The 15,309-nt window shown below is 60.2% G+C and carries 14 protein-coding genes; 5 read left to right on the plus strand and 9 right to left on the minus strand.

The window, feature by feature from the left end; genetic code table 11:
* Positions 1 to 6: 6 nt before the first annotated feature.
* The 4 genes from HXX25_RS07360 to HXX25_RS07375 all read right to left on the minus strand — a co-directional run bounded on the left by HXX25_RS07360 (position 7) and on the right by HXX25_RS07375 (position 2,468).
* Positions 7 to 873, minus strand: coding sequence for a DnaJ C-terminal domain-containing protein (locus tag HXX25_RS07360; RefSeq protein WP_187165297.1), 867 nt, complete (start codon positions 871 to 873; stop codon positions 7 to 9).
* A 42-nt stretch (positions 874 to 915) separates the two neighbouring features.
* On the minus strand, positions 916 to 1,602 hold the full coding sequence (locus tag HXX25_RS07365) for a hypothetical protein (protein WP_187165298.1): 687 nt from the start codon (positions 1,600 to 1,602) through the stop codon (positions 916 to 918).
* 55 nt (positions 1,603 to 1,657) lie between these two features.
* Positions 1,658 to 1,879, minus strand: a complete 222-nt coding sequence (locus tag HXX25_RS07370) for a hypothetical protein (RefSeq protein WP_187165299.1) — start codon at positions 1,877 to 1,879, stop codon at positions 1,658 to 1,660.
* A gap of 133 nt (positions 1,880 to 2,012) precedes the next feature.
* Positions 2,013 to 2,468 (minus strand): YcgN family cysteine cluster protein, encoded by a 456-nt coding sequence (locus HXX25_RS07375; RefSeq protein ID WP_187165300.1) that lies wholly within the window; start codon positions 2,466 to 2,468, stop codon positions 2,013 to 2,015.
* Between the two features lie 55 nt (positions 2,469 to 2,523).
* On the opposite strand from HXX25_RS07375, the gene HXX25_RS07380 reads away from it, so the two are divergent.
* Positions 2,524 to 4,476 (plus strand): transglycosylase domain-containing protein, encoded by a 1,953-nt coding sequence (locus HXX25_RS07380; protein WP_187165301.1) that lies wholly within the window; start codon positions 2,524 to 2,526, stop codon positions 4,474 to 4,476.
* Here the strand turns inward: HXX25_RS07380 and HXX25_RS07385 are convergent.
* Positions 4,473 to 5,297, minus strand: coding sequence for an ion transporter (locus tag HXX25_RS07385; protein WP_187165302.1), 825 nt, complete (start codon positions 5,295 to 5,297; stop codon positions 4,473 to 4,475). The two genes, HXX25_RS07380 and HXX25_RS07385, sit on opposite strands and share 4 nt — an antisense overlap.
* Positions 5,298 to 5,444: 147 nt before the next feature.
* Here HXX25_RS07385 and HXX25_RS07390 point away from each other — a divergent pair, with 147 nt between their 5' ends.
* Entirely contained in the window at positions 5,445 to 6,530 is a 1,086-nt protein-coding gene (locus HXX25_RS07390) for a DUF2336 domain-containing protein (RefSeq protein WP_187165303.1), read from the plus strand.
* Positions 6,531 to 6,535: 5 nt separating this feature from the next.
* Here HXX25_RS07390 and HXX25_RS07395 read toward each other — a convergent pair whose 3' ends face one another.
* From HXX25_RS07395 to HXX25_RS07405, 3 genes are all read right to left on the minus strand, one after another.
* Complete coding sequence (locus tag HXX25_RS07395) at positions 6,536 to 7,738, minus strand: mechanosensitive ion channel family protein (RefSeq protein ID WP_233346588.1); 1,203 nt, start codon at positions 7,736 to 7,738, stop codon at positions 6,536 to 6,538.
* Complete coding sequence (locus tag HXX25_RS07400) at positions 7,735 to 9,324, minus strand: peptide chain release factor 3 (RefSeq protein ID WP_187165305.1); 1,590 nt, start codon at positions 9,322 to 9,324, stop codon at positions 7,735 to 7,737. The genes HXX25_RS07395 and HXX25_RS07400 overlap by 4 nt, the downstream gene beginning before the upstream one ends.
* Before the next feature lie 70 nt (positions 9,325 to 9,394).
* Positions 9,395 to 9,730, minus strand: a complete 336-nt coding sequence (locus tag HXX25_RS07405) for a DUF1491 family protein (RefSeq protein WP_187165306.1) — start codon at positions 9,728 to 9,730, stop codon at positions 9,395 to 9,397.
* Between the two features lie 56 nt (positions 9,731 to 9,786).
* On the opposite strand from HXX25_RS07405, the gene HXX25_RS07410 reads away from it, so the two are divergent.
* On the plus strand, positions 9,787 to 11,352 hold the full coding sequence (locus HXX25_RS07410; RefSeq protein WP_187165307.1) for a hypothetical protein: 1,566 nt from the start codon (positions 9,787 to 9,789) through the stop codon (positions 11,350 to 11,352).
* Positions 11,353 to 11,382: 30 nt separating this feature from the next.
* Positions 11,383 to 12,237, plus strand: coding sequence for a hypothetical protein (locus tag HXX25_RS07415; RefSeq protein ID WP_187165308.1), 855 nt, complete (start codon positions 11,383 to 11,385; stop codon positions 12,235 to 12,237).
* Here the strand turns inward: HXX25_RS07415 and HXX25_RS07420 are convergent.
* Positions 12,223 to 13,917: a HAMP domain-containing sensor histidine kinase gene (locus HXX25_RS07420; RefSeq protein WP_187165309.1), complete on the minus strand. Its 1,695-nt coding sequence runs from the start codon at positions 13,915 to 13,917 to the stop codon at positions 12,223 to 12,225. The two genes, HXX25_RS07415 and HXX25_RS07420, sit on opposite strands and share 15 nt — an antisense overlap.
* A gap of 215 nt (positions 13,918 to 14,132) precedes the next feature.
* Between HXX25_RS07420 and HXX25_RS07425 the strand changes: the two genes are divergently transcribed.
* Positions 14,133 to 15,143 carry a hypothetical protein gene (locus HXX25_RS07425; protein WP_187165310.1) on the plus strand — a complete coding sequence of 337 codons (1,011 nt, stop codon included), beginning with the start codon at positions 14,133 to 14,135 and terminating at the stop codon, positions 15,141 to 15,143.
* Positions 15,144 to 15,309: the final 166 nt, after the last annotated feature.

Consider the following 15,309-nt stretch of genomic DNA (forward strand, 5'->3'; position numbering starts at 1 on the left):
AAATAATCAGATTTTGACGTTTTTGCGAGGGTTGTATCCCGCAGGCGGTGTCCAGCCCGACAGAAAATCCCTGAGTGCGGAATCGTCCGGCACATCTATCATCAAGCGTACGATCTGATCGCCCGGTGTCTTGCCCTTGCGTTCAATGCCACGCCCCTTGAGGCGAAGCAGCGAGCCGGATGTTGAATTCGGGGGGATTTTGACGTCGACATCACCGTGCAGGGTCGGCACCCGCACCTTGGCACCCAGCGCCGCTTCCTGAATGGAAACGGGAAGGTCGAGCCGGATGTTATTGCCATCGCGGCTCAACCAACGGTGAGATTTGACCCTCAATGTGATCAGCAAATCGCCGCTGGGGCCGCCTTGCTGGCCTTTCTGGCCCTGGCCGCCCAATCGAAGCACCTTGCCATCTTCGACCCCCGCCGGGATTTTCACAGACACTTTCCGGCCATCCGGCAAATGAATGAGCTGACTGCCACCTTGAGCCGCGGTCGCGAACTCCACGTCCAGCGAAGCCGCCAGATCACCGCCGCGCTGTGCTCGCGGGGCATTTGCGCCAAAATCACTGAACAGGTCAGAAAATATATCGGTGAATTCACCACCCTGCCGGCCCGGCCGGGCGGACCTGAAATGATGGTGCGGTGCGATCTCATCGCCATTGGCGTCAATCTCGCCACGGTCATAGCGGGCGCGTTTCTTGGCGTCGGAGAGCAAATGGAAAGCCCGGCTGACTTTTTTGAAGCGCTCTTCGGCAGTCGCATCATCCGGATTGGCGTCCGGATGCAGCTTTTTCGCCAGCGCGCGGTAAGCCGACCGGATCTCGTCAGGGGAGGCGGACTTGGAAATGCCCAGTATCTTATAAGGATCGCTCATTGATCCAACTGCTGCCGGAAACCCGGCAGGTTGGCAAGCTGGCTATGGAGTAATTCTCATCCAGGCCACGCGGCCGGGGCCGTAATGCGCGGAGATCTGCTGGACCACGATGTCGAATTCCGGAAGCGGGCTTGAGATCCAGCTTTCCAGTTCCGTCAGCAGCAACTGCGCGGCCGGCTGGGACACCTCGAACACGTGGCGGGTCTCTCCGGCAACCCTGATCGCGATTTGATACCGCTCGCTATCTTCGTTGAGGGGAACATCCGGTGAGACCCAGTCATCGCCTCCAATTCGGGCGCGCCGAACCCAGCTGATCTCATATCCATCGGTGACGCGGCGGGCTTTGAGATGGACGGGAGCCAGAGGCTGTTGATCCAGTCCCTGATAGACGGCCAATTCCGATGAATGCAGCGCGGCATCCGGCGTAACACCCGACGGCAGCGCCATGAACGACATTTCCTGACCGCGCTCATAAGCCTCCATGCCCAGCGTGGAAACGGTCGCATCCAGCACCACACATCGTGAATTTTCTGGCAGGTCAGTGAAATCGGTGGGGCCATCCGCCAGCAGCCCGCTCAGACGGTAACGCCGCTCTCCCACCAGCTCGGCATACCGGAATTGCAGCGTGAACCAGCGATTTGCTCCCCGTATCGCGAGCCGGTTGGCACCTGCCAGAACACGGAGATGCGAGTCAGACGAAAGGACGCCGCCGAACATTTCAACCGTCAACGACTGCGCCTCAACCCATCGGCCATCGGGGATGTCCCCCGGTGCGGTAATGACTTCACCGCCCGGCGACGGGTTGCCTATGGAAGATCGCGCGCGCCACTCGGCGTCTAAAGGCTTCCAGATGATGCCGTGCGCGCGCGGCGGCATCGTCCTTCGAATATCGCCAGATCTGATGGCGGACCCAGTTTTCGCTGAGGGCCGTCTGAGTGGCGATATCCTCAAGTGTGGCTCCGGCTTCATACTGACGGATCAGCAATTCCCAATCCCTGCGGTCCAACCGCCGCGCCTTCATTTCTCCGACCATGCCGTTTTATAGCCCGGTGGCCGCGCGCTCCGGATCGCATGTCTGAACTAAAATACAATGGTTTGAATTGCTTGGGATTATCTCCGGAGACCTGAAGGACAAGGCCTCACTTATCCCCACTTTCGCCCGGCCAGTCCCGGATGAAAGCCTCATAATCGGCATCATCGACGCGCATTTCGCTGGTGACCTGACCGCGCACCGACATGCCGGCCTTGAAGGTCGATTGCGGATCTCCGGTGACCAGCGGGTGCCAGTCCGGCAGGTCCCGGCCCTCATGCACCAGCCGGTAGGCGCAGGTTTTCGGCATCCAGGCCAGTTGCCCGACATTCTCCGGTGTCAGTCGCACGCAATCGGGCACCCGCGCCGAGCGGTTGGCATAATCGCGGCATTGCCCCGACGCACAATCATAGAGCTTGCAGGACAGCGAGGTCAGAACCCGGTCCCCGTCCTCATCCTCCAGCTGGACCAGACAACATTTTCCGCATCCGTCGCACAGCGATTCCCATTCCGCAGAGCTCATCTCTTGCAGTGATTTCACTTTCCAGAAGGGGGCATTGGACATATTCGCCTAAACCTTGCCACTTTGTGCGGGCTGATACCCGGCAGGGGAAATCCGGATGACTGCTTTCAGAGCCGACCTTCTAGAGGAAAAGCGCCGCAAGCGCGAACGCCGCGCATGGTTTCTGACGGCAGGTTTTGCAGCAACCGTGATTATCGCCGGTATTATGGGCGGCATTTTCTGGCGGTGGGCCTTGTCCGACATGCCGTCCCTCCCCGCCAATCTTGAAATCCTGGCCGATGTCCGGCGCGAAAACAGCATCACATTGCTCGATATGAATGGTGCGGTGATTGATGTGCGGGGTCCGCTCTATGGATCACCGGTCGAGCTGGATCTTCTACCCGATCACGTCGCGCAAGCCTTCATCGCCATCGAGGACCAGCGCTTCTACGAACATTCCGGCGTTGATCTGCGCGGGACCTTGCGCGCTGTCTTTGCCAATCTTCGCGCTGGCGCGACGGTGCAAGGCGGCTCGACCATCACCATGCAGCTGGTGAAAAACCTCGTCCTGACGCCTGAGCGGTCCATGCGGCGGAAAATTCAGGAAATGCGGCTGGCCTGGCAACTGGAACGGCGCCTGAGCAAGGATGAAATCCTGCAGCTTTACCTCAACCGCATCTATTTCGGTGCCAACGCCTACGGAATCGAAGCGGCGGCACGGCGCTATTTCCAGAAATCAGCCGCCGAGCTGACGATTGCAGAGGCGGCCATGCTGGCGGCCTTGCCCAAGGCGCCCAGCCGTCTGGATCCGACCAGCAATCTGTCCGCCGCAAGACAGCGTGCGGCCATTGTGCTGGAGGCAATGGAAGAGGCCGGATTCATTACCGCCGAACAACGCGCCGAGGCCGAGGCCAATCCGGCTTCGCCCATCGAGCCCGAGCCGGAAACCTATCGCGATCCGGCCGTGTTCGGTTATGTCTTCGATTACGCCGTCCAGCTCGCCGCAGCCGAGCTGGTCGTGCTGCCTGCCGACGCCATCATACAGGTGACCATTGACGCGGACCTGCAGGAAGCCGCGCACCGCACCCTGACCGCCCGCATGGACGAGGAGAGCGAAGCGCAGGGTGCGGGCGAAGCCGCCCTCCTTGCGATGACACCCGATGGCGCGGTTCGTGCCATGGTGGGTGGCCGCGACTATCTGGCAACCCAGTATAATCGCGCCGCGCAGGCCCGCCGTCAGCCAGGCTCGGCCTTCAAACCCATCGTCTATCTGGCCGCCATTGAAGCGGGCGCATCACCCTTCAGCGTCTATTATGACGAGCCTATTGATCTGGAAGGCTGGCAGCCGCGCAATTTCGGCGGCAATTATCGCGGCCGCGTCACCTTGCAGGAAGCTCTGCGGCGCTCGATCAATACGGTCTCCGCACAGATCATCGACGAGATCGGGCCGGAAACCGTTGTCGACATGGCCGGACGACTGGGTATTGAAACCGAGCTCCCGCCCCTCCCTGCCCTCTCTCTCGGCGCGGTCGAAGTGACGCTGCTGGAGTTGACGGCGGCCTATTCCACCATTGCCAATTCCGGGACGCGTCATCGCGCCCGCTTCCTGCAACGCATCACCAATTCGCGTGGTGATGTCTTGTGGGAGCATCCGGCCACCGAGCCGGAGCAGGTTGTCGAGGTAGCCGATGCGCTGACCATCTCGACCATGATGCAGGATATCGTCCTGTCCGGCACAGGAACGGCCGCCCGTCTGCCGGACCGTCCGACGGCCGGCAAAACCGGCACCAGCCAGTCATTCCGCGATGCATGGTTCCTGGGCTATTCGGCCGACTATATTGCCGGTGTCTGGGTCGGAAACGATGACGATACGCCGACCAACAACGTCACCGGCGGCGGTCTGCCGGCTCGCATCTGGCGCGACTTCATGATGGCGGCCCATAACAATTTGCCGGCGCGCCTGCTGGCGGCTCCGGCTCCGCGCGAACGCTCGGCCCATGAAGAGGAGCTGGCCGCTTTCTATTCCGAATTGCTGAATGCGTTTGAAGCGGAAGTGAATGCAATCCCCTAGCGCTTCATCTCCGCGCGCAGGGCCTTGAGTTCATCGCGTATGGCTTTCAGCTCCGCATGCAGGACTTCCCGGTCCTGCTGTGCTTCCGCCTCGGCCTCGAGCGCCCGCTCTTCCTCGTCATCGAAATGTTTCGATTGCAGCGAGTCCACGATCACGGCGATGAACATGTTCAGGACGGCAAAACTGGTCAGCACGATAAAGATCAGGAAAAACAGCCAGGCAAACGGGTAATTCTCCATCACCGGTCGCGCGACATCCATGGCCCAGCCTTCGAGCGTCATCACCTGAAACAGGGTGAAGGCCGATGCGCCCAGCGATTCAAATTGCTCCGAGGAGCCGCCGAACAGCTTCGTCGCCATGACAGCCGAGACGTAAAACATCAAAGCCAGCACGGCGAGGATCGCACTCATGCCCGGAATGGCCTTCATCAGGGCCTCTACGACTTTTCGCATTTCCGGCATGACGGAAAACAGGCGGAAGACCCGCAATATCCGCATCGCCCGCAATACCGTGAATGCGCCGGCATCCGGGAAAAGCGACACGGATACAATGATCAGATCGAACCAGTTCCAGCCGGATTTGAAGAAGCGCGGCCCGTAAGCCACCATTTTCAACAGCAATTCGATGACAAAGATCATCACGATGACCTTGTCGGCAAGCGGCAGCGCCTCTGAAAGAATGGGGACATCCACCGGATAGGTTTCAAGCCCGAGCATGACGGCATTGACGAGGATCAGCCCGGTTATGAAATTGATAAAGACCGGGGCCTCGACTAATTTGACCAGCCGCTGCCGCCACCCTGTCTGCGCTTCGCTTGTCATGCCGCCTGCTCCCGATTCTTGGACGCTTGATTATCGCCACCGGCAGCCGGGCGCAATCCTGCATAAACCGGTCTGTTAACCAAAAACGGCCACCGTTTCTTTACCGGTTTCGGTGATCTTGGAGAAAACAGAATTTCGGCGGGCTAAATGGCGGTTCAATCCAATCTTCACAAACTGGTCGATCTCGCCAAGGAAAAGTCCAGCGAGCGCCGCCGTGAACTTCTCCGCGAAGTCACCGATCTCTTCTTTGATGACGTCCCCCGGCAGGGATCCAGCGAGCTCGCACAATATGACGGCGTGCTGTCCCGGCTGGCGGAAGACACCGCAGAGGATGCACGGGTTGAGCTGGCCGCACGCTTCGCCGATGCGCCGCAAGCGCCGCACGGTCTCGTCATGCAGCTGGCGCGCGATGTGATTGAGGTGGCGGCACCCATTCTGAAAAGATCGCGCGCGCTGACAGAAGCAGACCTTCTGACCATTGCCGAAAATACCAGTCAGTCGCACCTGAAAGTGCTCACCACCCGCCCCACCGTGCCGGAAGCGGTCGCCGATACGATTGTCCGGCGCGGCGACGATGACACCGTTGTTTCACTGGTCAGGAATACCGGTGCACAGATTTCCCGGGCCGCTTTCGAGAACATCACCGAACGCGCCGAGACCAATCCTGATTTCCATGCACCGCTGGTCGAGCGCAAGGAAATGCCGACCGATCTGCTCAACGACATGCTGACCGTGGTGGAAAGCCGTCTGCGCGACCAGATCCTGCAGAAATTTGATGGCGTTGATCCTGACGAATTACAGCAGGCCATTGATGCCTCTCATGCCCGTCTCGAATCCCGGCTGTCCAATGACAAGGATGCTGACGAGGCCAAGCGCTTTGTGAATGCGATGAAACTGCGCCGCCAGCTGGACGGGGCCCTGCTCGTCCGCTTGCTGCGCGAGGGTCAAATGATGCGTTGCGCGGCGGGATTGTCCATTATGACAGATACCGATCTGGGCACCGCCAAGCGTGCCCTTGAAAGCCCGAGTATCGATCCGCTCTGCCTGCTTTGCAAAGCGGGCGGGCTGGATCGCACGCTGTTTGTGACGCTGTCGGTCATGCGCAATGCCGGAAAGGGCGACGCCCTGCGGGATGCGCGCGAATATGGCCGCATCTTCGACGAATTGTCAGAGCGTGAAGCCCAGAGGGCCATGCGCTTCATGACCATGCGGAAGAACGCCAGCGCAGCGTGATCGCGTCAGGTTTCTTCGCCCGGATTTGCCGGCTGCTGGATGATCTTCTGCCGGGAATTCGATTCCGGCGGCAGGAAGACTTCTGATCCATCGTCCACGTATATTGTCTGTGACGGGAAGGCGAAGGCGGTGCCGGATTCTTCCACGATCTTCTTCAATTCAAATGCCAGCTCTTCCTTGATCCGTAGCCACTCCGTCCAGTTGGTTGTCACCGTGAACGCGTAGAGCTTGAAGTCAATCGAGGACGGCCCAAAGGCGTCCACCCGCATGAAAGTGGTGACCTCCGGCGGTTTGGCAAATTCCGGATGGCCGAGAATATAGCCCAGCGTCTTGTCGCGGATATAGGCCAGCTGTTCGGTCGTGGTCTTGTATTCCACACCGATGGCCCAGCTGATCCGGCGATGGGTCATACGCGAGAAATTGGTGACCGCATTATCCGACAGTTTCGAGTTCGGCACATAGACGGGGCCCTTGTCGAACCGGCGCACAACGGTCGAGCGGAAATTGATCTTCTCCACCGTGCCTTCGACCACGCCGTCCACTTGCACCCAGTCACCGGGCAGGAAGCGGCGTTCGGTCAGGATCAGCACACCCGCGATCAGATTCTTGAACAAATCCTGCGCGCCGAGGCCCACGGCAACGCCGAACAGGCCGAGACCCGCAATGATCGGTCCGACGGGAATCGACCAGATTTCAAGCACAGCCGCCGCGCCGACAATAACAAACAGTATCTGAAGCGACTTGGTCATCCAGTCGATCATCACCGGCGTCAGCGACTTTGCGATGGCATCCAGGCTGCGCGACACGGGCGTCACCGCATTGTGCAGCGCCCAGAACATCGTGATCGCGATGAGCGACTGGACCAGCCGCGCCCCGATTGATTCCGGTCCGCCCAGACCGACAATCGTTGTGGCAATGAACAGACCGATGATGACCGGTATCAACTGGAAGGGGCCTGCCAGGGCGTCGACCACAGCGTCGTCTAGCTGATTAGCGGTCTTGCGCACGACCCGCCGCATGGCGCTCACCAGCCAGCGTGAAATCATGCCGCGCAAGAACAGGGCGGCGATAACCGCCACCATGGCCAGCAGCCCCTGCCCGACGCTCGCGCCCAGAAAACTCGTATTCCAGACGTCAATCACAAGCGACCAGAATTCCGTCGCTTGCGATTGGGCTGCACCGATCAGGGTGTCGTTGGACGTACTCAACTGTTCCGCTCCTTGGCCCGCAGGAATTTCAGGTCCGGCCATTTTTCTTCCGAATAGCTGACTTCCCAGGCCGATTTGGCCAGGAAAACCGGATCGCCATCAATATCTTCGGCGATGGCACTCTTGTGACGATCCGCAAACTTTTCAATGTCCCCATCGGACCCGCTGATCCAGCGCGCCAGTTCATACGGCGCGGCTTCAAACGTTACATCCAGCCCGTATTCGACCGCCACACGCTCGGCCATCACCTCGATCTGCAACTGACCCACAGCACCGACGATAAAGTCGCCGCCGATGACGGGCCGGAAGAGCTGGGTGACGCCCTCTTCGGCCAGAGATTCCAGGGCTTTCTTGAGGTGCTTGGCTTTCAGCGGATCTGCCAGACGCGCCCGGCGCAAGATTTCCGGTGCGAAATTCGGAATACCCGCAAACAGGATCTCGCCGCTTTCGCTCAGACTATCGCCAACACGCAACAGGCCGTGATTGGGAATGCCGATCACGTCACCGGCAAACGCCTCATCCGCGATTTCGCGGTCCTGGGCAAAAAACATGATCGGCGAAGACACGGTCAGGGCCTTGCCCTTGTCGGTTTTCAGCTTCATTCCGCGTTTGAATTTTCCCGACGCCAGCCGCAGAAAGGCGACCCGGTCGCGGTGGTTCGGATCCATATTCGCCTGCACCTTGAAGACAAATCCGGAAACTTCCTTGCCGCCGGGAGTGACTTCGCCCGGCGCTTTCCGGATCACCGCTTTTTCCGTCTGCGGTCCGGGCGCAATGTCGGCCAGCGCATCGAGCAATTCGACAATGCCGAAACGGCGTAAGGCCGAACCGAAATAGACCGGCGTCATATGCCCTTCGCGATAGGATTGGGGGTTGAATTCGGGGCACAATTCGCGCGCCATCTCCGTGCCCTCTTGGAGCTCGGCATACACATCCGGGCTAAGCAGTTTCCCGGCCTGATCGGCCGGCACGCGCTGGCCGGACGACATCTCGCCCTCATCCGGGCGGAAGGGGATGAATTCGTTGGTCTGAAGGTCCATGACCCCGCCAAAACGTTTTCCCGACGCCGCCGGCCATTGCATGGGCGCGGTGTCGAGCGCCAGCTTGTCCTGGATATCATCCAGCAATTCTTCCGGCGCGAGGGCTTCCCGGTCCAGCTTGTTGATGAAGGTCAGGATAGGGATATCCCGCAAGCGGCACACCTCCACCAGTTTCAGCGTCCGTGGCTCCACACCGCGCGCCGCATCCAGCACCATGATGGCGCTGTCGGCAGCGGTCAGCGTCCGGTAGGTGTCTTCCGAAAAATCCTCGTGCCCCGGCGTATCCAGCAGGTTGAACGTCAGGCCGCGATGCTCATACGTCATCACCGATGCAGAGACTGAAATCCCCCTGTCCTGCTCAATCTTCATCCAGTCAGACCGTGTTCGCCGGTTTTCACCGCGCGCCCGCACCTGACCTGCCATCCGGATAGACCCGGCTGCGAACAGCAGGTTTTCGGTGAGGGTGGTTTTACCGGCATCCGGGTGGGAGATAATGGCGTAAGTGCGCCTTTTGGCCCATTCTTCGCCCGATGAAGTCGCGCTCATATCGGTTCTTTGTCTTTGATGTTGTGAGGGCCGGACCTAATGGCCCCGGACGGAACTGGCAAGCCTCAACTCAGGCTTCAACAGGCTCGGTCAGAAAGTGACGTCCTGAGCGGTCCTCGATTTCCACGACCCAGATATCCGGATCATCCTCCAGACGGCGGTCGCAATAGGTGTTGAGCCGTTCATCCTCGACCGGCTCGGGGCCGAGCGGCTGTATCCAGATCCGATGCCCGTCCATATCCCGCGCCGGCACATAGAAGTTGGACGTGCCATCCAGGCGGGAGACACGCACCAGAACCGCGCCGGCATCCACATCGCCCTTGCGGACGACGCCGCCCATGGCGCCCGCAACTTCTGCGCGCCTCAGGAGGGCCTGCACCCAGAATTCTGAACGAATTTGATTCATTTCCATTGATGGCAAGCCAATTGCTTAATAAAGTATGAATGGGTGGGGAGCGTATCATGACAGCACGTGTTTTGCGTTGGGTTTTCGCGGTTTTCGTTGGCCTTCAATCGGCTATGGCCATTGCGGAGGACGGTGTATCGAGTTCGATACACGAAGTCCCGCTGTCCAATCTCAATAACGAAATCAATGAATTGGATATCAATGCGGACTCCGGAGACCGGGTGCTGCAATTCGCTCTGGCACCGACCATCACCCCCCTGGAAGGCCGGATTTTTCTGGGGCTGACCCCCGAAAGCTCACATAGCGCCGCTCTGATTGTGATCGTCAATAATACACGCGCTGTCCGTATCGAGGCCGCAGATGGTGCCATAACCGCTGAAATCGAACTTCCCGGACATGTTCTTCGCACCGGCACCAACATTGTCAGCCTTTCCCTTGAAAGCGATGAAAATGATGGCTGGCGGCTGGACGGCGCAAATTCACGCCTGCGCGTCGGTTTTGAGACCACCGGCCAGGCCGATAGCCTTGGCGATGTCGAAGCCCTCCTTGCGTCTGACATTCCACCGATCAACACGGTCTTCATCGAGGACCGGCGCAATGACGTCATGCTCGAAGCGGTGATCGCACAAGGCATTGCCATGCGCATGGGGCGGGCTCCGGAATTCGTCCAGACCGCCGCGGGCGCCGATATACGCTTCGGTTTCCTTGTCGACGCGACACTGACCGGTCCGGAAATCCGCTTCTCCGGGGCTGAACTCGACGTTGTGCTCGCCGGACGCCACCAACAGGATCTGGAGACCGCAGCACGCCTTTTCGCCAGCCGGTCCATCCGTCTGGCAGACGAAACGTTCACAGTGGCAGACGCGCTGACCTCGGCAGCCATCGGCTCGGAAACAACGCGCGTCGAGATCGACGGTCAAACGCTCCGCGAATTCTCGCAAGCCCGCCTGCCCTTCGGTGACGGTCGCGGTGCCCAGACCGCCGTGGTCATTACCGAACCGGACGGCACCGGCCGGCTGGCAGCCATGTCGATCATGGCGCGCACCTCGCTCGCGCACGGAACCGCCTGGATCTATGCGTGGTATGGTTCGGAAAGCGACAATGCACCGGAAGATCGCAATATGGTCTTCATCGGCACAGCTGCCCTTTCAGATCGAAACCTCCTCTCCGGAGCGCCGGTGGAGTTCCGCACCGCTTTGCGCGCGGCCGTTGAACGCGCCGGCCGGCGCACCGGGCTTCGCCTGTCATCTGCGGCCTATGCCGATGAGGCCGCCAGTGCTGCGGGTGTCGCGACGGTTTTTGCGGATCCGCAAAACCCGACCCGCTGGATTGCCGGATTTACGTCACCCCAGGCGGAAGGCTTCAATCGCGCCTCCGAAATTCTGTCCCGTTCGGCGCATTGGTCAGCTCTCTCCGGACGCGCCGCCCTGTGGGATGAAAGTGGTGTGACCGGCTATGACTATTCCGTCGTGGGCACACCGTCACTGGCCGAACGTTTTGGCCTGCCGGATTTCTCCTTGCGCGAAATCGCCGCCCTCCTCTTTCTGCTGACATTGCTGTTCGTGCTGAGGGGCGCCTGGCGCCGCCGCCGCGTTCACGACAAATCAAGAGGTTGGAAGTAGTCTCTGCTCCCGGATAACAGGGAGTAGTTCATGCGTGCCGCCCTTGCGGCTCTGGTCGTCTTCAGCGGCGGAGCCCATGCTCAGACAAGTCTGGATATCTATGCGCAGCGCGCCCTCGCCCGCGCGCTGGATGAACGCTGTCAGCTCTTCAGCGAAAACGAGCGGCTCGCTCTGGATGGGGCGTTTCTCCAGGCCCGCGGCGATCTTTTACGCGCCGGATACGAGGCCGGGCGGATCGACCGGACCTACGACCAGATATCACGCAACGCCGCCAATCAGCCTTGTAACAGCGACGCGACACTTGCGGTCGCCGCCAATATCCAGTCGGCCTATGTCGGCTGGCAACGCGAGCGGTTTCAGGATTATGTCGGCGCCCCGGCCATGTGGCGCGCCAATCGTCCATACGGATATGACAGCTGGGTGATCACCCAGACTTTGCTTGACGCCGATCATTCGCTGATGGCCGGACTCTATAATTCCGACCGGACATATGCCCTGACGATTGCGGCAGCCGTAACGTCGGAAATTACGTCTCTGACATTGCATGTGCGAGACCCGCAAACGTCTCCTGAGCTGCACGACCCGAGCCTTGGCGGGTTGCTGGAAGTCGACGGCGTGCCGTCCTGGACACCCTATCTACCGCCTGCGACCGGGAGCCGGCGCTTTATACCTTCGACCCGCTGGTCCGATGAAAATCTCAGCTATTTCGGTTTCAGCGAAACGGCGCTGGCGGCGTTCGCCGCTCTGGATCCGCGTGAAGCCGCCCGCATCGAGGCTTTCAATGCGGAAGGCGATCTTGTCGCCACCCACTATGTCGGCGTCGGAGATTTCGCAGCCGCACTGGCATTTGTCAGATCGTCGCCGGACTGGTCAGCCGGACGATGATGCCAGAGACTGGCTGGCGGCCTGCGCCCGTTGGATACGGGAATGAACTTCCAGCGGATCGCTTTCCTTCGGCGCGCTCTCATTGCCGGCGCGAATGACCGGCATCCTGACCGAAACCGTCGTGCCCTCACCCAGCGTGCTCTCAAGCGTCATCTCGCCGCCATGCATGGCCGTCAGCGCCTTCACCAGAGACAGCCCCAGCCCGGATCCCCGCTCGTCGGACTGATCCGCCGTCGAGGCCTGCATATAGCGCTGGCCCAGACGATCGAGTTCGGCGGGCGCAATACCCGGACCGCTATCCCCGACAGCGAGCATCAGATCGTCGCCCTGCGTCTTTGCCATCACGACGATGACGCCATCCTTCGGCGTGAACTTGATGGCATTGGACAATAAATTCAGCAAGATCTGCCGCAATGCCTTGCGGTCGGCATTCACCGGAATGGGCGCGGCCATATCCAGTTCAATCTGGACACCTGCCTGCTCTGCGCGCTGCGACAGCATGCGCGTACAAAGCTCGACCACATCGGTCGCGTCAAAGTTTTCCCGGCTCAGCGCATAACTATCCGCCTCGATCTTCGACAGGTCGAGCACATCGCCAATCAGCTCCAGAAGATGCCGCCCGCTCTCGTGAATCAGCTCGGCATATTCGGCATATTTCGCCGGGACCGGCCCGAAAAGCCGCGACTTCATCGCATCGGAAAAACCGATAATAGCGTTCAATGGCGTCCGGATTTCGTGGCTCACCGAGGCCAGGAATTCAGATTTCGCGTGGGTTTCTGCCAGCGCGGCATCGCGTTGCTGAACCAATTCGTCATTCGCCGGCTGGTCCGAGGCCTCAAAAGCATCCGCATGCACCATCGCAATCACGCCTTCGGGTGACCGGAACAGTTGAACCGCTTCGGAATGGCCTTTGATCCCGCGTATCCGGACCAAAACCGGGGTTTCATCGGCCGGTACGGAAAAGGCGACAGCATCCTGCGCATCAAAGGCAAGATCGGAAACCGGCACACCGGCCATCTGTGGCGGCATGCCCGGCATCATCGAGCGCAGGGAACGGGAAGTGGCGATGATCTCTCCGTCTTTTTCGGCGACCAGCGCGACAGGTGCAACGTCAAAGGCACGGCTGCGAAGCCGGTGCTTCGCGGCAAGCGCACGAAATTGGCGGCGCGACCGCATACCGCGCGCTGCCGATAGCGAAAACGAGACCGCAATAAAGGTGGCCGCGGCGAGAAATCCGGGTGCAAAAACCGTCAGCGCGCCCGGTGGCGCGACCAGAAGCCCCGCAAACTGAAGGCCGCCGGCAAACAGAGCCGTAAGTCCGGCCAGGGCTGCCGATTCAATCACCGTCTTGCGGTCAGCATAGGAGGCCGCAGACGCGACCGGCAGCAAAAAGGCCAGGGCCGCCGGGCCAAACAATCCGCCAGAGGCGGCTGCGACCGAGGCCGCCAGCGACACCCAGAGCAGTGCCAGAACCAGACGCCCGAACCGGCTCGCCCGCCGGCGCGCCAGGAATAGTCCGGCGATGCCGGGGATCATGCCGGCCAGGATTCCGCCCAGCGCGACGGGCGTCGCCGCGGGGGAAGCCGCAATGATCATAGGCGCAACGCTGGCCAGCAGCGCCACCCACAAGAGGTGCGCCAAAATTCCGCCATGTCTGAGAAGCGGGTTTATCAAACGCATTACAGGCGCCAGCCTCCGATTGTCGCGACTCGGTTGATTGCCGCACATCGAACCTTGTCTCCCCCACTTAACAAGACGTTAATGCGGGGGCAAAATTCGTTAACGCAACACTTCAGCAAGCCTTGGTGCAAGATTATCTGCAGGTGACTGGCGCTCGCGCCTCAGTCGGTTCAAGATGCAGAGATCAACGCCTTGCGGCATAGGAGAGTTCAATCGTGCTTAATGTCTTGCTTTCAGCGATAGCCATGGTTGCCGTGCTTCAGGATGACGGCAGTACGGCCACAGATAGTCAGCCGGTTTTGCGGCTGGACGCAGTCGAGAGCGTTGAACAAAACGTAGACAATGACATCGTTCTGCGGTCCGCCAGCCAATATGCCGGTTTCCACCAGACACTCGGAAATATCCGGGACCGCGAAATCACTTCCGGCGCTGTCCTCGATCAGTCAATGGACGAGATATCCGTCTATCTGGCCCGCGAGCGCCTTGTTCGCGCCTGGCTGGCCTATTCCTCTCTGATCGCCGAGCAACACCCGCAATTCCTGGACGATGTCCGCGACGTCGCCGATTATTACGGTCAGGATGCCGCAATCGCGGCCCTGGCCAATGATCCCGCCTATGCTGGTGCCTTCCGCTATGCCGATCAGGCTAGCGAATCCGTTCTCGAGGCGATTGATGAAGACTCCGGCCAGATCCGCGATCTCGGCGAACAATATCGCCAATCCGCCTACGCCCTGCAAAACGAGCGTTGGGCGAACGCCATTTCGCGCGACCGGCAAAACCGGCTGGCCGCGCTCCGCGCCGCCGACGATATAGCGGCTCCGCTGGCGGGCGATCTGTTCACCACCAGCTTTATCAGCGAAACCGACATCGGTGCTGCCTCCAGCCTGTTTGCGACGCCTGCGCCGCGCCCGAGTCTGGCAGCCTCCACGCCCAATCTGACCCTGGATGCCGATGTGCCGTATGAGCCGGACCGGGTGCGTGTCGGCCGCATCCTGTCCATCGCGGCCTTGCGGGCCATTGGCGAGAATTCGCGCTACACAGAGGACTCCATCCAGTCACTTCTGGCAGACCCGCTCGCGCAACGCTGTATCTCGTGGGCGCGGGTCAATCTTGCGCAGTGCGTGGCGGCCGCGCATTTCGAGTATGAAGACTCCTTCTGCATCGCCCAACATGCGCTGATTGAGGTGTCAAACTGTCTCGAAGCGGCGCAGGATCGGCAGAACTAGGCCCATCCTGTCCTGGATTGCGCCATTCCGGCACACCGTAAACAACAAGTAAAGATTCTCCTTCGTTTTCTATTTATTAGAATTTGCGCGAAGCCTTTTGATCTTTATTTTCTATTAACACGCGTTTCGATGGAATTGCGTTCGGGGTTTGGCTAGCCTCCTTCTT

The organism is Hyphobacterium sp. CCMP332 (genome assembly GCF_014323565.1).
In the GTDB taxonomy this organism is placed as follows: domain Bacteria; phylum Pseudomonadota; class Alphaproteobacteria; order Caulobacterales; family Maricaulaceae; genus Hyphobacterium.